Source organism: Weissella paramesenteroides (assembly GCF_036327715.1).
GTDB lineage: Bacteria > Bacillota > Bacilli > Lactobacillales > Lactobacillaceae > Weissella > Weissella paramesenteroides.
The window spans coordinates 1,099,056-1,123,381 of sequence record NZ_CP130559.1; the positions used below are offsets into that span (position 1 = coordinate 1,099,056).

Genomic DNA, 24,326 nt, shown 5'->3' on the forward strand with positions numbered 1-24,326 from the left:
TTCTAAACGGGTTGATTTAATTTCCTTAAATCTCTTATATACGCAGCAGTTTCCTGATTAACAATATGCGCAATATCAATATGTAATTCTGAAACTCGTGTATCATACCAAACATCTGTTACCAATAAAGCCATGTCTGTCTCAGATGCACTCTTTAAATTATTTTTTTCTGCATATTCTTTTAGTGCATTATTAACTGCCTGCCTCACCACGACAACTTCCTGCATATCCGATACAGGTAACACAAATTCAAAAGCCATCACTTCATGCCCCCAAATGTTTGCGACCAAAGTAGAAGAAATACGTCGTTCAGGAACTAAATACAGTGCATCACCCAAATCACTCAATGCATACGTTAAACCTTTGTTCACTACTTGCTGAGATGCAATAATTTGTCGTTCTGTTAGTCGGCGACCATAGCGTCGATAAATTGTGACTGCGATAATAATACTTATTATAACTACCAGCATCCATAGAATCCACATTATAGGCTCCTCTCAAAAAATTATGTATTATTTTAATTATTAATCATTACTATATTTAGTGTACCTGAATTCAAAGTAAAAAACGATTTATTAAGTATCTGTAACTCAGTATTTAAAGAAACTGATTTAAAACGTACGGATTATGTATCTTATGTATATTTTTGTAAATAGGAAATTTTGCCTTAGTAGCAGACAATGCCTTTTTCTGCTAAACTAACTGTATACGAATAATCGGAATAAAAAATAAGGAGATACTTTATTACTATGATTTTTAAAGTTTACTATCAACCAAATAATTTTCAAAGTCCTGAACGTGAAAACACACATTCTCTATATTTAGATGCACAAGATTTACCAGCTGCTCGTTTAGCTGTTGAATCAAATACTGACTATAACGTCGAGCATATCGAACAATTATCAGAAAAGGCCCTTGCCTACGAGCAACAAGGTCCAGACTTTAAGTTGACGGAGTTTTAATATATGACAACTGATTTAACTATTCGGCCCGATGAAACAGCGGTTTATGCTTTGGGTGGATTAGGTGAAATCGGGAAAAACACGTATGGTATTGAATATGGCGATGAAATCATCGTCGTCGATGCTGGTGTCAAATTTCCAGAGGACGATCTCCTAGGAATTGATTACGTTATCCCTGATTATACCTATCTAAAAGAAAACAAAGATAAAATCAAAGCACTCGTTATCACTCATGGGCACGAAGATCACATTGGTGCCATTCATTTCTTCTTGAATGCTGTCAATGTACCCGTATATGCTGGACCACTAGCAATCGCCCTTATCAAAAACAAATTAGATGAGCATGGTCTTTTAAATAGTACGGAACTTCATGAGATTAATGAAGATACTGTCCTAAAATTCGACAAAATGAGTGTTGAATTTTTCCGCACAACCCACTCAATTCCTGATACATTTGGTGTAGCTGTTCATACTCCTTCTGGAACCATTGTTGAAACGGGTGATTTTAAATTTGACCTGACACCAACAACAAAACAGCCGCCTAATTTACAGAAAATGGCACGTATTGGTTCAGAAGGTGTCTTATTATTGATGTCTGACTCAACCAACGCCGAACGTCCAGAATTCTCAAAATCTGAACGTTGGGTTGGTAAAACAATTGACAAATTGTTTAATGAAATTGATGGTCGAATTATCTTTGCAACTTTTGCATCAAATATGTCAAGAATTCAAATGGCAACAAAAGCTGCTATTGAACACGGTCGTAAAATTGCTATTTTTGGTCGTTCAATGGAGAGTGCTGTAACCAATGGTCTAGCTCTTGGCTACCTGGATATTCCAGAAGACATGCTAGTAGATGCCCATGAAATCAATCGCTTACCACCAGAAGAAGTACTCATTATGTCTACTGGTTCTCAAGGTGAGCCAATGGCTGCTCTAGCACGTATCGCTAATGGTACGCATCGACAGATCTCTATCCAACCAAATGACACCGTCATCTTTTCTAGTTCTCCAATTCCTGGTAATACACAATCTGTTAACCGTGTTATCAACGAACTAGAAGAAGCCGGTGCGAATGTTATTCATGGCAAAATTAATAACATCCACGCTTCTGGTCACGGGGGTCAAGAAGAGCAAAAGTTAATGCTTTCACTTATGAAGCCAAAATTCTTTATGCCCATCCACGGTGAGTACAGAATGTTAAAAGTTCATGAAGGACTTGGCCATGATATTGGTGTCCCTGAAGAGAATACTTTTGTTTTAGACAATGGTGATGTTCTCGCAGTCTCTCCAGATGAAGCTAGAATTGCTGGACATATTCCAGCCCAAGATACTTACGTTGATGGTAATGGTATTGGTGATGTTGGTACAGCTGTATTACGTGACCGACAGATGTTATCTGAAGATGGCTTAGTTGTCGTCGTTGCAACAATTGATTTAAAGAATAAAGAAATTACTGCCGGACCGGATATCTTATCACGTGGATTCATCTATATGCGTGAATCTGAAGATTTAATAAATGAGGGGCGTAAGGTTATCTTCCACGCTATCCTCTCTGCAATGCATGAGCCAACTGCTAACGAACATATTATTCGAAATGCCGTTGTCTCACAATTACAGCGATTCCTATTTGAACAAACGAAGCGTCGGCCACTAATCTTACCGATGTTTATCATGATTTAAAAAATAAAATAAGGCCTCACCTAACACTGACTGTCATAGTCAAAAGTTAGGCGAGGCCTTATTTCATATATAAAACGGATATTTCTTCGAAGTTAAACGCAAACTATTTTTTCTAGCAGGTACAACTTCACCATCCAGATGACTATACTCATCATTTTCAGATTGTAGACCAATCTGTGAAGATTTAAAATGATGCACCTCAGAATATTGATAGTGATTCCCTCGTAGTAAGGCACCAATCAACCAAATTAAACGGCCTAAATTTTTTGGCCGATCAACTAAAATAATATCAAACAAGCCATCCACTGAACTCGCATCGGGCAGTATCTTGATTCCCCCACCGAAGTATGGCTGATTAGATACAGTTATCAAAAAAGCTTTCTCCGTATGAAAGTTTTTCTGCTGATCTTTTAGAGTAAATACAACATCAAAAGCATCTTGCTTAGTAAGGCTCTGAAAAATCGCTAAAAAATAACTCAGGCCACCTAAATGATATTTATTCAACCAACGCTTGATTTTTGATTGGTTTGCAAAAGCCACTGTAGTTGCATCAATTCCAATACCAATGTTATTTACAAAATAACGAACCGTGCCAGTGGACTCATTGATGTATTCACCAACATCTAATAAAGTCACATCTTGATTATTTATTTGCTGATGAATACGTTTAAATGCGGTAATAGGATCGCCTGCTAAATGATGGCTCCTAGCAAAATCATTACCCGAACCTGCTGAAATATATGCAAGTGTTCTTTGTATCCCTTGTGCTCTATTTTTCATCAAACCATTAATGGCTTCATGCAGCGTCCCATCCCCACCAATAATCACAAACTGTGATTGATCTTGATTCAACTGACCCATTTGTTCTTCAATAGCCCCTGATGTTTTAGAAAAAAACACACTATAAGCGATTACCTGCTCATCTAAATAAATTTGTAAATTTCGCCATTTCTTCTCAGCAATGCCATTACCTGCAGTTGGATTAACAAAAAAACGATATACCATGTCGATAGCTACTCCTTCGTAAAATCGCTAACTACTAGTATAACGAATTCTGCAATGTTTGCCTATTAACTCATTATTTCGTGTGAGTACCCCAAAATTTTGTCTTGTACGCATCACGTTCTTGCTTCTCATCAGCATAAATATCTGCATGCTTCTTATAAAATTGTTGATGTTCATCCTCAGCATCCCAAAAAATGTCAGCTTTTTCAATTTGTGTCACAATTGCATCATCACCAAATATACCAGATGCTGCCAATAATGCTTTAGACTTATTAGCAATCTCCTCTTGTTCATCAGAATTCACAAAAATTACTGGTCGATAATTATCACCACGATCTTGAAACTGCCCCATAGCATCTGTGGGATCAGCTGTTTGCCAATATAGTTCAACAAGATCCTGGTATGTAACAACGTTGTTATCAAACCAAACTTTTACCGCTTCAGTGTGCCCCGTTTCATGAGCCTTCACCTGCTCATAAGTTGGATTCTCCAAAAAACCACCAGTATATCCTGAACGAACCTTTAAAATACCTGGCAGCGTTTCAAAGGGTTCAACCATACACCAAAAACATCCACCTGCAAAAATTGCTGTCTCTTCTGCCATTATCTTTTCTCCTTATTTTAGTTTAATATCCCAAGCTGCCTTTTCAGCAGAACCATATAGATCCTTCATGTGAGCTTTTGTTTTGTCCGTTTGATAGGCTTTAACGACTTCACGATATATTTTTTTGTGCTGATTATCCTTACGGGAAACAATTATATTGATGTAACCCTTATTCGCTTTATTAATTGGTTCTGTGTAGAGCGCTTTGTTAATATCGAGTTTTGCATCCAGTGCATAATTTGTGTTAACCACGCCAGCATCAACACCTTTCAATGCTGATGCTGTTTGTTCAGAATTAACTTCTTTAATCTTAAAGTGCTTTTTATTGGTGGTAATATCCTCAACACCTGGTATTTTTTTAGAATGATCATATTTTATTAGTTTTGCTGCTTCTAATACGTCTAATGCTCTTTTCTCGTTGGAACCATCATTTGGGACCACAATTGTTGCATTTTTCGGTAAATCAGCCAAACTCTTATATTTTTCAGAATAAATTCTTATCGGTGTAACATAAGTTTTACCAATTGGCACCAATTTATTACCTAAATGTTTATTCTGTTCTTTGAAATAATTAATTGTTTGCATCGCATTTAAATCAATTGACTTATCAACTAGAGCCTGATTTGGTTTTACATAATCAGTAAATACCTTTAGCTTTACATTAATATGATATTTTTTTGCTGCATTCTTTTTTACATATTCCCAAAGTTGTCTGTCAGAATCGCCCACAAGACCAACAGTTACTGTCTTCTCTTGACTATTTGCAGAAACTGATTGACTAGCCGTGTTTATCATCAAAATAGAAACGCCTAGTGCGCCAACTATTGCTGATACAGTACGTACTTTACCAATATACATATCTTCCTCCATAAAAAAAGTCGTTTCCAGGATATACCTAGAAACGACAAATCGTGTTACCATTCTATTTTTTTCTAATGATTGCTCAATAAAAACTCCGAACGTGCAAGCAGGGTGCGATATGATGCAATGCCTATACGTGTGTCTAATAACGAAGACCAACCCGTGTCTTACTCATGGACTTGCCATTTATAAAACCCAATCACAGGCCATTTTCCATTATCTCCCTCAGACTGCATTTCAGCCAATTGCAGCTCTCTAAACATCGGACGATGATGTACTTTCCTGATCAATTTGTTTCAAAAATATTTTGTGTACGTCAAATATATTAGACGATTCTAATTTTTTAGTCAACAGTTTTATAAACATCAATTTAATTTTTCATTTCATCAATCGCCTTTAAAGCCGTTGCACCAACAAAATTGACGGGCTGAGTAAAATTAGGTTGAAAAAATAAATCAGCCATTGCTAAATCATCAATCGTCATATTATTTTGAATTGCCAAAGATACAACATTTGCTGCTTGCGAAATATCATGTTTTGATATAAATGCTGCACCCACAATTCGATGAGTTTGTTTTTCCCAAGTTAAAGTTGATAGTACTGGCGTTGTTGACAACATAAAATCAGGTCGATAGTTTTCTTCATGGATTGTTTCCTCAACTTCCAAACCATGGTGTTCAGCTGTTGCCTTAGTCATGCCAGTTGCCGACAAGGCAAAGCCATATAATTCAACAGCTGAAGTACCCTGTGTACCTGTATATGCTAATTGATGACCATTTATATTTTGGCCAACCAACATTCCCTGTCGAATTGCGTTTGTTGCAAGTGGCAAATAATCATAAGACTGTGTTGGATTATAGTATACAGTAGTTGCATCGCCAGCAGCATATACATCCGGTACACTAGTCTCCATATACTCATTAGTAATGATTGCACCATTCTTTAACATATCAACTTGACCATTAAAAAGCTGCGTATTTGGCAAAAAACCAATACCTAAGACTGCAATATCCGCCTCATAGCTTCCCTTATCTGTATTGACTCGAATACCTTCATTAGGTAATTCATCAAATGATGAAACCATCTGATTTAGCGCAAGTTCAACTTTGTGTTCTTTAAATGATTTTTCTAAACGCTCTGAAATAACGGGACTAAAATTTTTGGGTAAAACATGATCACAACCATCAATTAATGTAACCTGCTTGTTCGTTACTGAAAATTGTTCTGCAATTTCAGCACCAATATATCCAGCGCCAATAACAATTACACGTTTTACATCATTAGCAATGGCCTTAATAGCCTTTGCATCTTCCCATGATTTAACCATGTAGATACGGTCGCTATCAATCCCGCTAATATTGGGCTTCAACGGCTTTGAGCCAGTTGTAATGACAATCTTATCAAATGTTTCTGACAGCAATTCTCCAGTTAATAGATTTTTAGCCTGTATATTCTTTTTAGCTAAATTAACAGCTACCACTTCATGCTGCATTTTCATTTCTATGCCTTGTGCCGTCATCGAAGTTGGTGTTTCATAGAACATCCGTTGTTCATCTGATACATGATTCCCCAGCCAAAGTGCAATGCCACATGATAAAAATGAAACTGTTGAATATTGTTCAAACACTGTTACCTCAGCATTTGGATGTTGTTTTTTCACCTGAATTGCTGAAAATGTTCCCGCATGAGTGCTACCAATAATTGCAACTTTCATAAGTCTTTCACCAAAAATTCCTTTCAAAATACATTTGTTAATCGTCAAACTATTATTTGTTTTTTTATTCACAATATAAAATCACTGTAAAAACAGTATATATAGGTAAATGTGTGAAAATATAAATTAAAAAGTTATTTATTTCACAAATATATTGTATCTTATTTCACAATAAAGTCAAGAAATATTCAAATCTAAGACACAAAAAAACCATGATGACTTTTAATCATCATGGTTACAACCTCATTAATTGTTTCGCCACTGCCTTACTAACATGACTGCACCAGTAATTGAACCTAGCGTCATCATGATTTGGGCAAATAGTGACTTGTCTGCCATAATAGTCATACTAACAACAAGCGCTAGTACAAGGACCATAAAATAAATACAGGCATCTTCAATCTGTTCGGTTAACATATAATATATTTTCTCCCTTACTTGAACCAAGAATCAACCTTTGATTGATTATTCTTAATCCAAGTGTTTGCGGCTTGCTTTGGTGATTTACCATTTTGAATATCAAGCATGACCTTACCCATATCTTCCTTAGTCCACTTAAACTTCTTTAAGACCTTGTATGCGTCCGGCTTATCTTGCTTCAAATCTTTACGAGTCATTGTATTAATAGACTCAGCACCACCAAATGATTTCTTTGGATCCTTTAGATACTTCAAATCATACTTTTGGAACATCCAATGTGGTTCCCAACCAGTAACAACAATATCTTGCTTTGCCTTAATGGCTTTACCTAGGGCAACTGCCATTGCACCTGATGATGATGGTGTAACTTGCCATCCTTGACTATTTAGACCGTAATCTTTAATAGCCTTCTCAGCGTTCTTAGTAACACCTGCACCTGGCTCAATAGCTGTTACCTTCTTACCGGCTTCATTCTTCAAATCAGCAATTGAATCAACCTTCATGTACTTAGGTACAACTAATCCAGTTGTCGCACCCTTCAAGTTAGGTCCAAGAAGGTCAATATCGTTCTTATACTTCTTATATTGTGCCTTATGCGTATTTGGTAACCAAGCTGATACAGAGGCATCTGCTTGTCCATTCGCAATCGACTGCCACATAATTGAGTTATCTAGTGGTGTTAAATCGACTTGGTATCCATGCTGACGCATTGCTTGCGCCAAGACATTACTTGATGCAACTTCTGAATCCCATTGCACATAAACCAATTTAACTGACTCTTTATGTGAACTTGCAGAAGTTAATGAGGTCACAACACCACCACCAATCATAGCGACTGCAACTGCAAGAGCAGTCCAACCTTTCCAATGGTGCTTTGATGGTGTTGACTTGTCTGCTGGTGTTCGATTAAGTTTTTGTGTAAATCGATCAATAATAATTGCCAATACAACTAGTGAGAATCCATTAACAAACCCTTTACCAATGTCAGCATTTTGTACGGCTGATAGAACACCACGCCCCAATCCTGGCGCACCAATCATAGATGCAATAACCACCATTGAAAGAGCTAACATCAATGTTTGATTAATTCCAGAAAAAATGGTTCCTTGAGCCAGTGGCAATTCAACCTTAAACAACTTTTGTTTTCCAGTTGATCCAAAAGAATCCGCTGCTTCAACTAAGTCGGTCGGTACCTGACGAATACCAAGATTTGACATACGAACTGTTGGTGGTAATGCGAAAATAACAGACGCAAACACACCTGGAACAACACCAATACCAAAGAATGCAACTGCTGGAATCAAATAAACAAAGGCAGGCATTGTTTGCATAAAGTCTAAGATTGGCTGCACGATTTTATTAACCGTTTCATTTTTAGCCATCCAAATTCCAAGTGGCACACCAATAATCACAGATATCAAACTAGAAATAATGACCAAGGTAAACGTGCTCATCAAATCAGACCACAGGCCCTGATTCTCAACAATAATTAACCCAATAAACGTGAAAAATGGGATCCCCCACTTTTTACCAAACATTAGGATTGCAAAGATGGTCATTCCTATAATAAATAACCAAACTGGAATTGCTGATAACGCACCAGTCATTGTATCCATGACGGCGTTACCACCTTTTTGAATCGCATCAAAGAGACCACTCAAATGCGCCGTTAACCAATCAATTCCTGAATCAACCCAAGGACCTAAAGGTATTTTAGGAAATAAACTTGCTAAAACAAACATTTTATACTTCCTCCTTCGTCTCTACTTGATTCGACCCAGATTCAGCATATTTCTTTTCGATTTCTTCTTCAACTGCTTCAGCTTCGTCTGACTGACCATTTTCAGCCAATGCTTCAAGAACACGACCACGAATCAAAATACCACGCAATCGTCCATTTTCTACAACAGCTAATGGCGTTGGCGAATCATAAATAATTGGCATAATGTCCATCACCAACATATCTGGTTCAACAGTCGGAATCTGTGTTGCAACATCAGCCAACGATAGTCCCTCCGTACGAGCTCGGATCGCATCCTCACTAGTAATATAACCGCGGAACTGACGGCGACGGTCAACAGCAATTAGACCAGAAACCTCTTCTGTACGCATCTTCTTTAGGGCAACATTAGGACCATCGACCTCAATATTTGTAAAGAAAGGTGCAATCATAATGTTTTCAGCCGTTAATACCTTTGACCGATCCACATCTTCAACGAAGGCACGAACATAATCGTTAGCAGGTTGTGTAACAATTTCTTCTCCAGTACCCACTTGAACGACTTCCCCGTCTTTCATAATCGCAATACGATCACCAATACGAAGTGCTTCATTCAAATCGTGAGAAATAAAGATAATCGTCTTTTGATATTGCTCTTGCAAATCTAACAATTCATCTTGCATATCACGACGAATCAACGGATCCAAGGCTGAGAAGGCCTCATCCATTAGTAGAATCTCAGGGTCATTAGCTAACGCACGAGCTAATCCGACACGTTGCTGCATACCTCCAGATAATTGATTGGGATATTGATCCTTAAAAGCCAACAAATTTGCATTTTCTAAAGCTTTTTCAGCTTTTTCACGTCGTTCGGCCTTTGGTACACCCTTTACTTCAAGACCATACTCCGTGTTTTGCAAAATCGTACGATGTGGGAATAATCCAAAGCTTTGGAAAACCATACTCATTTTTTTCCGTCGCACATCCAACAGTTTTTCTTTATTTAATTTTGAAACATCTTCATCATCAATATAGATATGACCTGATGTTGGCTCAATTAATCGATTCAATAATCGAATCAATGTTGATTTACCTGATCCAGACAGACCCATGATAACAAAAATTTCACCTTCTTCGACAGATAAGTTAGCGTCATATACACCAACAGTTGCTCCTGTCTTCTTTAAGATTTCAGTTTTTGATTCATGTTGTTCAACCAACTGTAATGCTGGCTTAACACGCTTTCCGAAAATCTTAGTCAGGTGTTCAATTTTTACCTTTGACATATATTTTCTCCTCCTACTTGCTCGAAAGGCTAGTTGCTTTCGCTAAGTGACAATTCTATTGTAAACATAAGGTTGTCACTTTGGTCAAATTGTATCAGCTATACCAATCATATGCAAATATTAAGTATTAATAATAAACAAGTAAATTAAAAACCGTACCAATTATTTTTTTATAATTTTTAATAGCATACGTTTTCTGAAATATATGGTATTCTTTATTTATATGACTAATTTTAGGAGGATATTATGCCAGCAATTAAGCAACCTCGTTATCGGACAATCGCTTTACGAATTGCTGAACAGATTAGTAATGGTCAATTACAAGTAGGTACAAAAATTCATGCGCGATCAACCCTAGCAACCAGTTATGGTGTGTCTTCAGAAACAGCACGCCGTGCAATTAGTATTTTAGAAGACTTAGGTATCGTTGAAACTCATCATGGCAGCGGTGCGATTATCATTTCGCGTGATAAAGCCCAAGAATTTATTAACTCTGAAAGTGATGCACAGAATCTGCAAAACTTACAGACGGATCTGGCGAAACAAATTGAAACGCAACAAGCTGGTCTGGTCACATTAACGCAATCGCTAAACGCGTTTATTGAACAAACACAGTATTACAAGAAACACAATCCATTTCGACCATATGAATTAAAGTTAATTGATGACTCACCTATGTTTGATAAGACAGTCAGTGAATTGAATTTTTGGCATCGAACTGGCACCACACTAGTTGGTATTATACATGAAAATCGCTTAACCCTATCCCCTGGACCATATGCCAAAATACAGAGAAACGATACACTCTACTTTGTTGGTGATGAATTAAGCGTACAAAATGTCTATAATCTCTTTTATGAATAACTGTTCAGTTTACCGCAAACAAAAAATTGCTGGTTAAAATCCCTAATAAGGATTTTAACCAGCAATTCTTTTTTATCCTTCAAACGCAGTGGTAAGTGGTGGTACAACTTGCTTCTTACGAGAAACAACTCCTGGCAATGAAGCGCGACCATCAACTAACTTTACGCCAAATGCAGCTGCAACTTTTTCTTGATCCTCTCCCAGTACAAGAATATCTGAGTCTGAATCCAAGATATTGGTAACAACAAACACGAAAGTATCGTAGCCATCATCTGCTAACTCTGATTCAATTGCGGAAACAATTTCGTCACGACGAGCAAAGACATCATTGACATCAACGGTATTAACTTGACCAATACGGATAGTCTTACCAGCTAACTCAAATGACTTCGCATCACCATCAATTAGCTCTTTTGCTGTCTTAGTTGATAAATCTGTACCAGCTTTTAACATTTCCAAACCATAGGCTTCATAGTCATCCAAGCCCGCAATCTTTGCTAAATCTTCCAATGCTGGCTTATCTAACGGTGTCGTTGTTGGACTCTTTAACAAAAGCGTATCAGAAATAATCGCTGAAAGCATCAACCCAGCAATTTTTGCTGGAATCTCAATATCTGCATTTTTGTACTCATAATAAAGTACAGTCGCAACAGATCCAAGAGGCTTGTTGATGAACCATAATGGTGCAGCTGAAGTAAAATTAATTTTATGATGATCATATACACCGGTCACGGTCACATCAGCCAAATTTGCAACTGATTGACTTGCTTCATTATGATCAACCAAAATTACTTCGTCAGTATCAGCTTTTTCAATGATACGTGGTGCATCTACTTTAAAATAGTTTAATGCATACTCAGTCTCTGCGTTAGGTGTACCTAAGGCGGCGGCTTCAGTCTCAACTTGATATGCTTTATTTAAAAAGTATGCTGCAGAAACAGCAGATGCAATTGTGTCTGTGTCAGGATTTTGGTGTCCAAAAACCAATGTTTTAGTCATCAGATAATTCTCCAATTCATTATTTCTTTATTATTCTAATAATACACCATTTTTAATTGCGAAACATCTAGAAAACATTAATTTTCAACTTTTGTTTCATCATATAATTTGATAGTCGTTGGCTGTCCATCTGTATCCGTATCAATAATGAAGCTGCCATTACTATAACGTTGACTTAACGCATGATCTTTCGGCGACACATCAAATCTTTTGCCTCGACTGGTATAAATTGACAATGCTGATGGCACTTGCTGATCTATGACAATCGTTGCAATAATCTCGTGAGAGTCTTTCTTTAACTCACGCATGATTGCCACACCTTTACGAGCACGACTAGTAATTGGAATCTCACTCACTGGCATCCATTTAAAAGCACCCCGATGGGTAATAATCGCCAACGCTTGTTTTTCTGTAGCAGTAGACATGTTGATAATATTGTCACTATCTGCGAGATTCATTGCCTTTACTCCGGCTGTCCGATTACCAGAAAGTGGCACTTCAGTAACATCGTAACGTAATCCAACAGCATGTTTCGTCGTTAGAATCACTGTCCGATCACTTGCTGCACCAATTGATAGATACTCCAAACCAATGATTGATGAATCATCAGCCTTTAACTTCATATAGACTGTACTACGCTTTTTATACGTACTTCTAGGAGTTAAATCTTCAAAATTAAACTGCTTAATGTAACCATCATTGGTTGCACTCAACCAAGTTCCTTCAAGTGAATTTATATCATTCACAATCTCAACATGAATAATTTCTTCATCAGAAATAAATCCGCTAACCGTCTGTGATAAATGTTCACCAGGTTCTTTCCATTTAAATTCTGGCAACTCATGTATAGGTCGGTAAATCACATGACCTTTATTTGTAAAAATAAACATGTGTTGTAAAGTATTTACACGTTCAATAAATAGCGGTTCATCATCATCACGCAGCCCATTTTCATCCCCTGAAGCCTTAAATGACCGTAATGAGGACCGTTTAACGTAACCCATTTTTGAAACGAGTACTGCAACATCCTCATCGGCTACTGTCACCGTTGAATCATACTTTAATTCCTGAACATCTGCCTCGATTGTCGTTAATCGAGGTGAATTATATTCCTTCTTAATTGACTTCAATTCTTGGCGTAATTCTTGACGTAATACTTTTGGTTCAGACAAAATAGCATTAAAATGCATGATTCTGTCGGAAAGTTCTTCAAACTCCGCCTGCAATTGAGTCACATCTGTATTCGTTAACCGATACAATTGTAAAGTAACGATTGCTTCAGCCTGTTCTAGTGTAAAGTCATATTTATCAACCAAATTTTGTTTGGCATTTTTACGATCTTCAGAACTACGAATCGTTGCAATCACTTCATCAAGAATTGAAAGCGCTTTGATTAACCCGGTAACTATATGTTGTCGTTCTTTCGCTTTACGTAAATCATACTCAGTTCGTTTTGTAATAATTTCAACTTGATGATCTAAAAATGCTTGTAAAGCCGTCTTTAACCCAACTCGTTCTGGACGTAAATTGTGAATTGCCACCATATTAAAATTATAAGTTACCTGCAAATCAGTCTTCTTTAACAAATATGCTAAGATTCCTTGAACATTTGCATCTTTACTTAACTCAATGGCAATTGACAAACCATCACGATCAGATTCATCTCGTACTTCAACAATACCTGATACATCCTTATTTAAACGAATTTCATCAATTTTTTTAACTAAGGTTGCTTTATTTACTTCGTATGGAATTTCACTAATTTGAATCTGTGATTTACCACCCTTTAAGGCTATTATTTCAGTTTTTGATCGCACGACGATTCGTCCACGACCATTTTTATAAGCCGACTTAATACCGTCAACCCCTTGAATAATACCGCCGGTTGGGAAGTCAGGTCCTTGAACAAAGCCCATTAGATCTTCCAAGCTAGCATTAGGATGTGCTAATAAATAGATCAAAGCATCAATCACTTCACCTAAATTGTGCGGTGGAATATCTGTTGCATATCCGGCCGAAATACCCGTAGCCCCATTTACTAATAGGTTAGGAAAGTGAGCTGGTAAAACGGTTGGTTCATATTCGGTATCGTCAAAGTTCAATACCATATCAACAGTTTCTTTATCCAAGTCACGTAACATTTCCCCCGCTAGCTTAGATAAACGTGCTTCTGTATAACGCATTGCTGCAGGCGGATCATTATCAATAGAACCATTGTTTCCATGCATTTCAATTAGTGGTGCACGCAATTTCCAATCTTGCGACATTCGTACTAACGCCTCATAAATTGAAGAATCACCATGTGGGTGGAAATTACCCATAACATTTCCAACTGACTTCGCAGATTTACGGAATTGTTTATCAAAAGTATTGCCATCCTTATTCATAGCGTACAAAATACGACGCTGTACAGGTTTTAACCCATCACGAATATCTGGTAATGCACGCTCTTGAATGATGTACTTTGAATATCGTCCAAAACGGTCACCCATTACCGCTTCTAGACTTAATTCTTGAATATTTCCAGTTTCTACCATTCAGATTACTCCTTTTTGTCTTGCCAGCTTTCTATAATTGGCGCAACAAATTCTTTACTTTGTGAATCAAGTTCTTCGCCTTGAGCAGCTTCGTCAAGCAAGGTATCACCCTCTTCGACTAAATTAAAGGCTACGTTACTTTCAATCCATTTACGACGTGGTTCTACCTTATCACCCATCAATGTTGTCACCCTTTTTTCAGCTAACATCGCATCATCAATTTTAACTCGAATCAATGTACGTTGCGTTGGGTCCATTGTTGTTGCCCAAAGTTGCTCGGCATTCATTTCTCCAAGCCCCTTAAAGCGTTGTAGTGTATAACCGCGACCAACCGTTTCTTCTGCCGTAGCTAACTGACTATCTGTCCACGCATATTCAATTTTTTGTTGTTTTCCTTTACCCTTACGTAACATATACAACGGCGGTAAGGCAATGTATACTTTACCAGCATCAATTAATGGACGCATATACTTATAAAAGAATGTTAGTAATAGCGTCTGAATATGTGCACCGTCATCATCCGCATCTGTCATGATAATGATCTTATCATAATTTGCATCAGCTACTTTAAATTCTGGGCCAACTCCAGCACCAATGGTATAAATAATCGTCGATATCTCTTCATTTTTCATGATATCTTGTAACTTGGCTTTTTCAGTATTTAACACTTTACCTCGTAAAGGTAAAATGGCTTGGAATTTACGATTTCGTCCTTGCTTAGCAGAACCACCGGCAGAATCACCCTCAACTAGGAAAAGCTCATTTTGATTAGCATTTTTCGATTGTGCTGGGGTCAATTTTCCAGATAATAAACGCTCACTTTTACCCTTCTTTTTTCCAGATCGGGCTTCATCACGCGCCTTTCTAGCAGCCTCTCGAGCCTCTCGAGCACGAAGCGACTTTCGAATTAAACTCTGGGAAAACTCACCATTTTCCATTAGATAGAAACCAAGCTGTTCCGTAATGATATTATCAACAATTGTTCTAGCTTCCGGCGTCCCCAATTTTTCTTTTGTTTGGCCTTCAAACTGAAGAATATTCTCTGGAATTCGTAAAGAAATAACTGCAGATAATCCTTCACGAACATCTGATCCTTCAAGATTCTTATCTTTTTCTTTCAAAAGGTTTACTCGTCGGGCATATTCATTAAATGCTTTTGTCCATGCTGATCTTAACCCAGCTTCGTGGGTCCCACCATCTGGGGTACGCACATTATTCACGAAAGACATCATTGTCTCAGAGAAACCATCATTATACTGTGCTGATACTTCAACTTCGACCCCTTGCGCGGTACCTTCAAAATACATGATATCGCCTAGTGTATCCTTATCTTCGTTTAGATAATCAACAAACGCCTTGATACCTTCTGGGAAATGATAAGTTTCTGTTTGTTCTTGTCCTGGTCGTTCATCAGTCAAGGTAATTTTTACATTTCTAAGTAGGAACGCAGATTCACGTAACCTTTCAGCTAATGTATTAAAATTATAAATCGTTGTTGAAAAAATCTTTGGATCTGGTTTAAAAGTAACGGTAGTACCCGACGTTTCTTTTGTTTTACCGATTTTCTTTAGGGTACCATCAGGATGCCCGCCATTTATAAAATGTTCCTGATATTTTACCCCATCACGTACAATTGTGACAACTAAGTCACTAGATAATGCATTAACGACTGATGAGCCAACACCATGCAGCCCACCGGATGTTTTATAACCACCCTGACCAAATTTTCCACCAGCGTGTAAAACCGTCAAGATAACCTCTGGTGTTGGTTTACCAGACGAATGCATCCCCACAGGCATACCACGGCCATGATCTACCACTGTAATGGCATTGTTTTCATGAATGGTTACATTGATTTCATCACCATAACCGGCCAATGCCTCATCAACAGCATTATCAAAGATCTCATACACTAAGTGATGAAGGCCTTTACCATCTGTCGAACCAATATACATTCCCGGTCGTTTGCGAACTGCTTCCAGTCCTTCTAAAACTGTAATGGAATCATCCGAATAATCATTTTTCTTTGTCATGGACGTTTCCCTTTCATATAATTTAACGTGCGTTTTAACGCGTTTCAAATTTCATAATAGCTCAAAACTGACCTCTGACGCAATACTATTAAAAAAATTTAAAGTCTCAAACGTTAGAAACATGCTAGAATAGATAACGTTCTTTAATAAAATAGAACCATGCAATTATTAAAATACATTTAAGGAGATATCGTCGTGACGATTTTTCATTTTATTATTAGTTTTGTGTTGGCTTATTTATTTGGATCAATTCCATCAGGATATTGGATTGGAAAAATTTTTTATAAAAAGAATATATTGGAGTTGGGATCTGGAAATATCGGCACAACGAATACTTTTAGAACACTTGGCACATTTCCTGGTGTAGTGGTCTTGATTTTAGATTTATGTAAAGGAATCTTAGGTGCTTCAATGGCAACTATCTGGGGATCTGCACCACATTGGATGTTTATGGTAGTCGGATTAGGTGCCATTTCGGGACATACATTCTCTATATGGATTGGATTTAAGGGTGGCAAGGCCGTTGCTACTTCTGTTGGGGTGTTATTACTCTATAGTCCAGTTATGTTCCTCGCCGCTGTGATTGCCTTTATAACAGCAATTTTGCTCACTAGTATGGTCTCTGTTGGCTCAATGCTTGGTTTTACAGTCGTTACCCTACTATCAGCATTCTGGCTTCACGATTGGTTTTTAGCAACTATAGCGCTTGTATTAACCGTATTTGTATTCTACCGACACCGTAGCAATGTTAAACGAATTTTAAATGGTACAGAATCAAAAGTACCCTTTGGACTCATCTATTGGTTATCAAAAAAATCATAAAAAAACTCTCTCAAAGCTAGTTAATTGAAATACACATTTTAATGTGTTTTCATTCTAGCCTTTGAGAGAGCTTTTTTATTTAATAATTTTAGAAAAATGATAGTGAGTATGACCCTGTAAATGTTTGTGCAGGCGCCAAACTATTGATTGCATATTTATGATTTATTAGTCCATCAGCGTCAACAGTGTCCGCAATTCCCCACCATGGTTCCAAGCAAACAAAAGGTGCATCCTTACCATAAGGCGTCCAAATACCCAAATACTTGGCATCCTGGACATGCATTGTTATCCCATGTGACTCTCGTAATTTAGCCAATATAATGGATACAGGATTACCATCTAGTCGTAAAATAATGGCATCATCTTTGTAATCATCATATCGTAAACGAAGTGGAATATCTGAATTAAACGTGGTATCTAAATTATTGTCTAAATAAGGACCCACAAGCTTTGAGCGCGCATATTTACGTTTTGGATCGACATTGACATAATAATCTGTAAATTTATCACCTGCTTCAAGTGGTACACGGAAACCTGGGTGACCACCTACTGAAAAGTAAATATCATGAGTATCAGTATTCGTAACAACATAAGTAATTCCCAGCATATCTTGATCAGTTAATCTAAAAATGATATCAAACTGAAAATGAAATGGATAAATTGACTGAGTTTCTTCTGTATCTACTAAACGAAGTCTAGCCATTGTACTGGTTTTTTCCACTAAATCGAATTCATTATCACGAGCAAAACCATGTTGTGTCATAAAGTATGTCTTATCTCGATATTTATAGCGGTCTCCTTTCAGACGACCAACAATCGGAAATAGATTTGGTGCATGTCGACCCCAAAAATTAGGATCCGCTGTCCACATATATTCCATACCAGAGCCCCGTCGCTTAACGCTTGTAAGTTCTGCACCCATTTCTGATATTTTTACAATTATATTTTCATTTTCAAGTTTGACTGACATAACCCCTCCAAAATAACTAGATAATACCATAATGATACCAAATAAAATTGGTCTTTACCAATTTATTATCTGCTTACTCTGAAGCCCTGGGAAAAAAGTTACGATAACTCTTTTGTAAAGCATCTGTCGTCACATGCGTATATATTTGTGTTGTACTTAGACTACTATGTCCTAATAATTGTTGAACAGTTCTCAAATCAGCTTGGTTATTTAAAAGGTCAGTTGCAAAAGTGTGCCTAAACATATGCGCAGTTACTTCTTGTGTCAGTCCTGCCTTTTTCCCAATTTGCTTTAAAATATATTCGATACCTGCCGTAGTAACTGGTGCACCACGTTGGTTCAAAAATAATTTATTGGACGTATCAGCTTGCTTACTTGCTAATACAGGGCGCCCCGTTTTCAAATATTTTGCTAACGCATCGGCCGCATAACGACCAAAAGGCACAATTCGTGTTTTATTTCCTTTTCCAGTAATGGTTACAACACGTGCATGACTATCAACATTCTGTAAAGTCATATTTGCGATTTCTGATACTCGTGCCCCTGTACCATAAAGCATTTCTAACAATAAATGATTTCTAAGTCCTAGTGCGGATTGATCTGTCATCACCACATCGAACATTTTCGTTAATTCTTTTTGATAAAAATAGCGTGGTAAATGTTGTCCTGGCTTTTTTAAAACAATACCAACAAAAGGGTTTTCAGCCACCATTTCATTGTTAATTAAAAATCGATAAAAACTACGCAAAGAGCTAACTTTTCGAGCAATTGTCCTTGAGCCATCCCCTTTTTCGTAAAGTTCAGATAAAAATACACGTACATCAAATGACGTAATATTTGATAAAACGATACTTTTAGTAGCTTGTGTTCCTGACAAAAATGTCAAAAATTCGGCAATATCGCCCTCATAAGCTTTTTGTGTTTCAAGTGAATATTGTCTCTCAATACGTAAATAATCTAAAAAAAGTTGCTTTGCACGCTCAGCTTCATTTACAGTCATAACTTCAACCCCTCACTAAATATGAATGCTATTTCGAAGTTTTTGATGTCTCTACTGAATTTTCTTTATCATTGGTTTCATCTTTAGGTGTTGTACCATCTGGTAACGTTTTTTCCGTTGGCTTGTCCCATGAGACAAAGTCACATTCAGGATAACGTGAGCATCCATAAAACTTGCGACCACGTTTTGTCTTTCGCTCAACGATTTGTCCCATCTTACACTTAGGACAAAGTAGCCCGATCTCTTCCACAATTGTTTTAGTATTGCGACAATCCGGGAAGCGAGAGCAAGCATAAAACTTACCATATCTACCTAATTTCTTAAGCATTGGTGCACCACAAATATCACAATCAAAACCTGCCAGCTCATCCTTTAGGACAATCTTTTCCATCTCTTTTTCAGCTGTCTCTAATTCTTTTGAGAAAGGTGTAAAGAAATCGTCAACTACTTTCACCCAATATTTTTGACCAGCTTCCACATTATCTAAGTCTGTCTCAACTTGAGCCGTAAATTTAATGTTGGTCACATCTGGGAAAAACTCTTGAACAGTATTTTGAACCAGTTCTCCCAGTTCAGTTGGCACAAATTTTTTGGTGTCTAACCGAACATAGGCTCGACGTTGAATTGTTTCTATCGTTGCCGCATATGTAGATGGGCGTCCAACACCATTCTCTTCCAACGCTCTCACCAAGGTTGCTTCAGTGTATCGGGCTGGTGGCTGTGTAAAGTGCTGCTCAGGTGACATTGACACCATATCCACAGCATCGCCAGTTGCCAAGCTAGGTAATTTATTATCTTTATTTTTTGCAGCTGGGTATGCCTTTGTAAATCCAGCAAACTTAGTTTGTGAACCATTAGCACGGAAAGTTACACCATTTTGTTCAATGGTTACTGCCATCGTAGCTAAAATTTCTGGTGTCATTTGACTGGCAACAAATCGTGACCAAATCAACTGATATAACTTAAATTGATCATTCGTTAATTTATCTTTTACAGATGATGGCGTACGGAAAACTGATGTTGGTCGAATAGCCTCATGCGCATCTTGCGCACCTTCTTGTTGCTTTCCCTCGACTGGCTTAGTAGCCGCATACTCTGAACCATACTCATCATTAATAAATGATGCTGCTTCTGTTTTGGCAGTATCAGATAATCGAACCGAATCAGTACGCATATAAGTAATTAATCCAACCGTGCCATTTTTACCACCCAAATTAATTCCTTCATACAGCTGTTGGGCTGCCATCATGGTTTTACGAGTTTTAAAATTCAACTGCGTATTAGCTGCTTGTTGCATTGTTGAAGTGGTAAAAGGTGGTTGTGGATTGCGCTTGCGATCCTTCGTAACAACATTAGTAATATTAAATGGTGCTGTTCGATCTAGCTTTTTCAAAACCTCTTGAACAGCATCGTTATCTGGTAAAGCTGCCTTTTTACCATCAAGGCCATAAAACACAGCCTTAAATTTTGTACGATCTTTTTTGAACATTGTATCCAATGACCAATATTCATCTGGTTGGAATGTCTGAATTTCTTGCTCACGTTTAATGACAAGCCCTAAAGCTATTGATTGTACACGACCTGCAGACAATCCTTTTTTAACTTTCTTCCATAGAATAGGTGATAATGAATACCCAACCAAACGATCTAAGACACGTCGAGCTTGTTGTGCATCGACAAGATCCATATTAATTTTTCTAGGATGTTTAAAAGCGTCTTTCACTGCATCTTTAGTGATTTCATTAAATACCACACGGTTATCGCTTGCATCTACATCAAGATCTAGAATATGTGATAAATGCCAAGCAATCGCTTCCCCTTCTCGATCCGGATCGGATGCCAGATAGACATGTTTAGAAGCCTTTGCTTCTTTCTTTAAAGATTTAATAATATCGCCCTTACCGCGTATATTAATGTACTTTGGCTGGTAATCGTTTTCGATATCCACACCCATAGTTGACTTAGGTAAATCACGAATATGACCAATACTTGCGACTACTTTATAGTTTCGTCCCAGATATTTTTCAATTGTTTTTGCTTTTGATGGTGATTCAACAATCACTAAATTCTTTTTTTGCTTTGCCTTTGTCTTCGCTCGAGATTTAGTTTTTGTCGTCGTTGATTTCACCGCACGCGCCTTTTTTTCTTTAACAGCAGTCTGTGAAGCCATTTGCGTGCACCTCTTTTCTTGTAGTTTAATTTATTATTTTCATTAGTCTAAGTTCCTAACAATATTGTACTATACACTATACAACGAAACTTTGCCAAATACTCATTGTATGATACATACAAAAATTAGTAAAAATTTGCAAATTCTAAAACGATTTGATCAACCGACAAAACCGGTGTCGCACCAGCTAAAATCAGTTCGTTTGTTCCGACAGAATATTGTCCGTCAATCCGTCCAGGTAATGCCATAACTGTGCGATTCTGTTCTAACGCTAACATAGCTGTAATAAGTGATCCAGACCTTTTTTTAGCCTCAATGACCAAACAAACTTGGCATAAACCTGAAATAATTCGATTTCTTTCTGGAAAATGATGTCTTTTTGGTCCTTGCCACGGTAAATATTCAGATAATAATAACCCTAACTGACTAATCGTATTTTGAAGATCTTCACAATGTTTTGGATAGGCATAATCAAATCCCGTACCTATAATTGCAATTGTTTGACCATTTGCTTTGATGGTTTCACGATGCGTCAACTCATCAATCCCTGCTGCCAGCCCCGAAACTGTGGTTAGTCCTGCCGCAGTTAAACCTGGTATCCATGATTTTAAAACACTTATACCATATGTTGTGGCCTGCCTAGATCCTACAATAGCAACTAATGGTTGTACCAATAATGATAAATCGCCTTTATAGAATAAACAAATAGGTGCATCAATACACTCAGATAACGTTATTGGATACGCCGCATCACAAATTGCAATATACGTCTGGTCTTGCAATTTATGCCACTCGACCTGCCAATTCGTTTCTTTAAACCAGTAAGTTGCCTCATTTCGCTGTGATTGCCGCATTTTACTAATAGTTAATATCTGTTGCCAAGATAATTTTGATAATTTATTTTCTTTTAAGTAAATCCAAATGCGGTAACGTCCTTTTATGCTTAATCCTGGAATCATTAATAACCATAATAAAAAATCACGTTGTGCCATTATACGTCTCCTTTATAAAAAGGACACTTGGCAACGTGATTTGTTCATTAATTCAAAAATTTTTTGACTGGCGCAAATGATTTGCGATGAATTGGTGTAATACCTAATGTATTTAATCCCGCTAAATGTTCAGCAGTACCATACCCTGCATTGTGCTCAAATCCATAACCTGGAAATTGCTGTGCAAAATCTTTCATTAAATTATCTCGATAATTTTTAGCCAAAATTGATGCAGCGCCAATCGAAATACTTCGATCATCACCTTTAATTAATTTTTCTTGTGGGATTTCTAAATCAACTGTCATCGCATCAATAAGTAACCCATCAATTGGAACACTCAAGGCTTCTACAGATTGAAGCATGGCCACTCTAGAAGCTTCATAAATATTTAATCGATCAATATCTTTTGCATCTACCACCCCAAATGCAAAATCCACAACTTTTTCACGTATTTCTGTATCAATGGATTGGCGTGTTTTTTCAGAAAGTTGTTTAGAGTCATGAACGATTGTCATATCAAAACTATCATCAATGACAACAGCTGCCGCAACAACTGGGCCTGCCAGTGGACCTCTCCCAACTTCATCGATACCAGCTACAACTTTCCCCTGTTGCCATGCTTTTCTTTCAAAGTTTAATCGCTTATTAAACGCTCTTTGTTGGAATAAAATTTTTTCTTGTTTTTTTTCATATTGACGCAACAACTTTTGTACACCAATGCGCTCATCAGCTTGCCATCGGGCAATATCTTCAGAAGATGGTTGCTGAAATAATAACCGTTTAATTTCAATAATTGTCTCTGTTTTAGTCATCCACTACCTCACCAATATGATCGCTTGGTAATTCTAATGTATATCGCCCTAATTTACCACGTCTTAAGTCAATCAATAATCTTTCAGATGCTCGATCATAATCATCTTTAAATCCTAATTTTTCAGTTATCGTAAGTAAAATATCTACATCAGATTTTTCTTCCCAAATTGATGAATTTAGGTGGTAACGTGTCGTAATCGCCTCTGCATTATAGTCTCTAAAGAATTTTAATGCCGCCAAAGCAATATCATCCAAATTAATTAACTGATCTTTAATTGCACCAGTCATGGCTAGATGTTGGCCAACCCGTTGATCAACAAATTTTGGCCATAAAACACCTGGTGTATCTAGCAGTTCAAGATTGGTTGGTGTCTTTAACCATTGTAGTTTTTTAGTGACACCAGGGCGATCGCCAGTTATTGCAATATTTTTGGTCACCAAATGATTCAGTAACGTTGATTTACCAACATTTGGAATTCCTGCTACTAATGCACGGATTGCTTTATCTTGAACACCCTTTTCTTCCAAATTTTGCCACTTATCTGCCAGTACAACACGTGCTGCTTTCGTAATAATCTGAGGTGTTTTATGTCCTCGCGTATCCAAAGATACAACTGTTAATCCCTGTGATTCAAAATAACTCCGCCAAATACTTGTCCGTTCAGGATCTGCCAAATCCGTTTTTGTCATGATTAATAATCGAGGTTTATCTCCAAGTACATCATCTAACTCTGGATTACGAGATGACAATGGGATACGTGCATCAACCAATTCAAAAACAATATCCACATGCTTTAAATTCTCACGCATAAGGCGAAAGGCTTTGGCCATATGTCCTGGAAACCATTGTATAATTTGAGACATGTTATTC

At 37.3% G+C, this 24,326-nt stretch carries 21 protein-coding genes; 4 read left to right on the forward strand and 17 right to left on the reverse strand.

The window, feature by feature from the left end; genetic code table 11:
* Window positions 1-2: 2 nt before the first annotated feature.
* On the reverse strand, window positions 3-485 hold the full coding sequence (locus tag QRX23_RS05355) for a hypothetical protein (protein WP_002827024.1): 483 nt from the start codon (window positions 483-485) through the stop codon (window positions 3-5).
* Window positions 486-749: 264 nt separating this feature from the next.
* On the opposite strand from QRX23_RS05355, the gene QRX23_RS05360 reads away from it, so the two are divergent.
* Together QRX23_RS05360 and rnjA are read left to right on the forward strand one after the other, a co-directional pair.
* Window positions 750-962 carry a DNA-directed RNA polymerase subunit epsilon gene (locus tag QRX23_RS05360; protein ID WP_002827023.1) on the forward strand — a complete coding sequence of 71 codons (213 nt, stop codon included), beginning with the start codon at window positions 750-752 and terminating at the stop codon, window positions 960-962.
* Window positions 963-965: 3 nt separating this feature from the next.
* Window positions 966-2,645 carry a ribonuclease J1 gene (gene rnjA, locus QRX23_RS05365; protein WP_330154944.1) on the forward strand — a complete coding sequence of 560 codons (1,680 nt, stop codon included), beginning with the start codon at window positions 966-968 and terminating at the stop codon, window positions 2,643-2,645.
* A gap of 63 nt (window positions 2,646-2,708) precedes the next feature.
* Here the strand turns inward: rnjA and QRX23_RS05370 are convergent, their stop codons facing one another.
* The 7 genes from QRX23_RS05370 to QRX23_RS05400 form a co-directional block, all read right to left on the reverse strand.
* Window positions 2,709-3,650, reverse strand: a complete 942-nt coding sequence (locus QRX23_RS05370) for a diacylglycerol/lipid kinase family protein (protein ID WP_330154945.1) — start codon at window positions 3,648-3,650, stop codon at window positions 2,709-2,711.
* 73 nt (window positions 3,651-3,723) lie between these two features.
* Window positions 3,724-4,254, reverse strand: a complete 531-nt coding sequence (msrA, locus tag QRX23_RS05375; RefSeq protein WP_330154946.1) for a peptide-methionine (S)-S-oxide reductase MsrA — start codon at window positions 4,252-4,254, stop codon at window positions 3,724-3,726.
* A 12-nt stretch (window positions 4,255-4,266) separates the two neighbouring features.
* Window positions 4,267-5,175 carry a MetQ/NlpA family ABC transporter substrate-binding protein gene (locus QRX23_RS05380; RefSeq protein ID WP_330154947.1) on the reverse strand — a complete coding sequence of 303 codons (909 nt, stop codon included), beginning with the start codon at window positions 5,173-5,175 and terminating at the stop codon, window positions 4,267-4,269.
* Window positions 5,176-5,485: 310 nt separating this feature from the next.
* Window positions 5,486-6,829: an FAD-dependent oxidoreductase gene (locus QRX23_RS05385; protein ID WP_330154948.1), complete on the reverse strand. Its 1,344-nt coding sequence runs from the start codon at window positions 6,827-6,829 to the stop codon at window positions 5,486-5,488.
* A 246-nt stretch (window positions 6,830-7,075) separates the two neighbouring features.
* Complete coding sequence (locus QRX23_RS05390) at window positions 7,076-7,246, reverse strand: hypothetical protein (RefSeq protein ID WP_330154949.1); 171 nt, start codon at window positions 7,244-7,246, stop codon at window positions 7,076-7,078.
* Between the two features lie 17 nt (window positions 7,247-7,263).
* Window positions 7,264-8,991 carry an ABC transporter permease/substrate binding protein gene (locus QRX23_RS05395; RefSeq protein ID WP_330154950.1) on the reverse strand — a complete coding sequence of 576 codons (1,728 nt, stop codon included), beginning with the start codon at window positions 8,989-8,991 and terminating at the stop codon, window positions 7,264-7,266.
* 1 nt (window position 8,992) lies between these two features.
* Window positions 8,993-10,255: a quaternary amine ABC transporter ATP-binding protein gene (locus tag QRX23_RS05400; RefSeq protein WP_330154951.1), complete on the reverse strand. Its 1,263-nt coding sequence runs from the start codon at window positions 10,253-10,255 to the stop codon at window positions 8,993-8,995.
* Window positions 10,256-10,501: 246 nt separating this feature from the next.
* On the opposite strand from QRX23_RS05400, the gene QRX23_RS05405 reads away from it, so the two are divergent.
* A complete protein-coding gene (locus QRX23_RS05405) occupies window positions 10,502-11,119 on the forward strand; it encodes a GntR family transcriptional regulator (protein ID WP_330154952.1) in 618 nt (205 codons plus the stop codon).
* Window positions 11,120-11,191: 72 nt separating this feature from the next.
* Here the strand turns inward: QRX23_RS05405 and QRX23_RS05410 are convergent, their stop codons facing one another.
* The 3 genes from QRX23_RS05410 to parE form a co-directional block, all read right to left on the reverse strand.
* The gene (locus QRX23_RS05410; RefSeq protein ID WP_330154953.1) at window positions 11,192-12,118 is read right to left on the reverse strand and encodes a manganese-dependent inorganic pyrophosphatase; all 927 of its coding nucleotides are present in this window, start codon (window positions 12,116-12,118) and stop codon (window positions 11,192-11,194) included.
* A gap of 77 nt (window positions 12,119-12,195) precedes the next feature.
* Window positions 12,196-14,655, reverse strand: a complete 2,460-nt coding sequence (gene parC / locus QRX23_RS05415) for a DNA topoisomerase IV subunit A (protein WP_330154954.1) — start codon at window positions 14,653-14,655, stop codon at window positions 12,196-12,198.
* A gap of 5 nt (window positions 14,656-14,660) precedes the next feature.
* Window positions 14,661-16,688 carry a DNA topoisomerase IV subunit B gene (gene parE / locus QRX23_RS05420; protein ID WP_277362392.1) on the reverse strand — a complete coding sequence of 676 codons (2,028 nt, stop codon included), beginning with the start codon at window positions 16,686-16,688 and terminating at the stop codon, window positions 14,661-14,663.
* Between the two features lie 195 nt (window positions 16,689-16,883).
* On the opposite strand from parE, the gene plsY reads away from it, so the two are divergent.
* Window positions 16,884-17,510 (forward strand): glycerol-3-phosphate 1-O-acyltransferase PlsY, encoded by a 627-nt coding sequence (gene plsY / locus QRX23_RS05425; RefSeq protein WP_330154955.1) that lies wholly within the window; start codon window positions 16,884-16,886, stop codon window positions 17,508-17,510.
* Window positions 17,511-17,598: 88 nt separating this feature from the next.
* On the opposite strand, the gene QRX23_RS05430 is transcribed toward plsY, so the two are convergent.
* The 6 genes from QRX23_RS05430 to ylqF form a co-directional block, all read right to left on the reverse strand.
* Entirely contained in the window at window positions 17,599-18,480 is an 882-nt protein-coding gene (locus QRX23_RS05430) for an aldose 1-epimerase family protein (protein WP_330154956.1), read from the reverse strand.
* A gap of 73 nt (window positions 18,481-18,553) precedes the next feature.
* Window positions 18,554-19,480: a tyrosine recombinase XerC gene (gene xerC, locus QRX23_RS05435; protein ID WP_150222254.1), complete on the reverse strand. Its 927-nt coding sequence runs from the start codon at window positions 19,478-19,480 to the stop codon at window positions 18,554-18,556.
* 28 nt (window positions 19,481-19,508) lie between these two features.
* Window positions 19,509-21,650, reverse strand: a complete 2,142-nt coding sequence (gene topA / locus QRX23_RS05440) for a type I DNA topoisomerase (protein ID WP_330154957.1) — start codon at window positions 21,648-21,650, stop codon at window positions 19,509-19,511.
* Between the two features lie 125 nt (window positions 21,651-21,775).
* Complete coding sequence (gene dprA, locus QRX23_RS05445) at window positions 21,776-22,642, reverse strand: DNA-processing protein DprA (protein ID WP_330154958.1); 867 nt, start codon at window positions 22,640-22,642, stop codon at window positions 21,776-21,778.
* Between the two features lie 47 nt (window positions 22,643-22,689).
* On the reverse strand, window positions 22,690-23,454 hold the full coding sequence (locus QRX23_RS05450) for a ribonuclease HII (protein ID WP_330154959.1): 765 nt from the start codon (window positions 23,452-23,454) through the stop codon (window positions 22,690-22,692).
* Entirely contained in the window at window positions 23,447-24,319 is an 873-nt protein-coding gene (gene ylqF / locus QRX23_RS05455) for a ribosome biogenesis GTPase YlqF (protein WP_330154960.1), read from the reverse strand. Before ylqF ends, QRX23_RS05450 begins: the two co-directional genes overlap by 8 nt.
* Between the last annotated feature and the right edge of the window lie 7 nt (window positions 24,320-24,326).

Excerpts from the sequence above, each read along its gene's own strand:
- msrA (WP_330154946.1), bottom strand. The coding sequence starts at position 4,254 with ATGGCAGAAGAGACAGCAATTTTTGCAGGTGGATGTTTTTGGTGTATG.
- QRX23_RS05395 (WP_330154950.1), bottom strand. The coding sequence starts at position 8,991 with ATGTTTGTTTTAGCAAGTTTATTTCCTAAAATACCTTTAGGTCCTTGG.
- QRX23_RS05405 (WP_330154952.1), top strand. The coding sequence starts at position 10,502 with ATGCCAGCAATTAAGCAACCTCGTTATCGGACAATCGCTTTACGAATT.
- QRX23_RS05355 (WP_002827024.1), bottom strand. The coding sequence starts at position 485 with ATGTGGATTCTATGGATGCTGGTAGTTATAATAAGTATTATTATCGCA.
- QRX23_RS05390 (WP_330154949.1), bottom strand. The coding sequence starts at position 7,246 with ATGTTAACCGAACAGATTGAAGATGCCTGTATTTATTTTATGGTCCTT.
- QRX23_RS05430 (WP_330154956.1), bottom strand. The coding sequence starts at position 18,480 with ATGTCAGTCAAACTTGAAAATGAAAATATAATTGTAAAAATATCAGAA.
- parE (WP_277362392.1), bottom strand. The coding sequence starts at position 16,688 with ATGACAAAGAAAAATGATTATTCGGATGATTCCATTACAGTTTTAGAA.
- QRX23_RS05400 (WP_330154951.1), bottom strand. The coding sequence starts at position 10,255 with ATGTCAAAGGTAAAAATTGAACACCTGACTAAGATTTTCGGAAAGCGT.
- QRX23_RS05370 (WP_330154945.1), bottom strand. The coding sequence starts at position 3,650 with ATGGTATATCGTTTTTTTGTTAATCCAACTGCAGGTAATGGCATTGCT.
- QRX23_RS05360 (WP_002827023.1), top strand. The coding sequence starts at position 750 with ATGATTTTTAAAGTTTACTATCAACCAAATAATTTTCAAAGTCCTGAA.
- rnjA (WP_330154944.1), top strand. The coding sequence starts at position 966 with ATGACAACTGATTTAACTATTCGGCCCGATGAAACAGCGGTTTATGCT.
- dprA (WP_330154958.1), bottom strand. The coding sequence starts at position 22,642 with ATGGCACAACGTGATTTTTTATTATGGTTATTAATGATTCCAGGATTA.
- parC (WP_330154954.1), bottom strand. The coding sequence starts at position 14,655 with ATGGTAGAAACTGGAAATATTCAAGAATTAAGTCTAGAAGCGGTAATG.
- QRX23_RS05410 (WP_330154953.1), bottom strand. The coding sequence starts at position 12,118 with ATGACTAAAACATTGGTTTTTGGACACCAAAATCCTGACACAGACACA.
- xerC (WP_150222254.1), bottom strand. The coding sequence starts at position 19,480 with ATGACTGTAAATGAAGCTGAGCGTGCAAAGCAACTTTTTTTAGATTAT.
- QRX23_RS05385 (WP_330154948.1), bottom strand. The coding sequence starts at position 6,829 with ATGAAAGTTGCAATTATTGGTAGCACTCATGCGGGAACATTTTCAGCA.
- QRX23_RS05380 (WP_330154947.1), bottom strand. The coding sequence starts at position 5,175 with ATGGTAACACGATTTGTCGTTTCTAGGTATATCCTGGAAACGACTTTT.
- topA (WP_330154957.1), bottom strand. The coding sequence starts at position 21,650 with ATGGCTTCACAGACTGCTGTTAAAGAAAAAAAGGCGCGTGCGGTGAAA.
- QRX23_RS05450 (WP_330154959.1), bottom strand. The coding sequence starts at position 23,454 with ATGACTAAAACAGAGACAATTATTGAAATTAAACGGTTATTATTTCAG.
- ylqF (WP_330154960.1), bottom strand. The coding sequence starts at position 24,319 with ATGTCTCAAATTATACAATGGTTTCCAGGACATATGGCCAAAGCCTTT.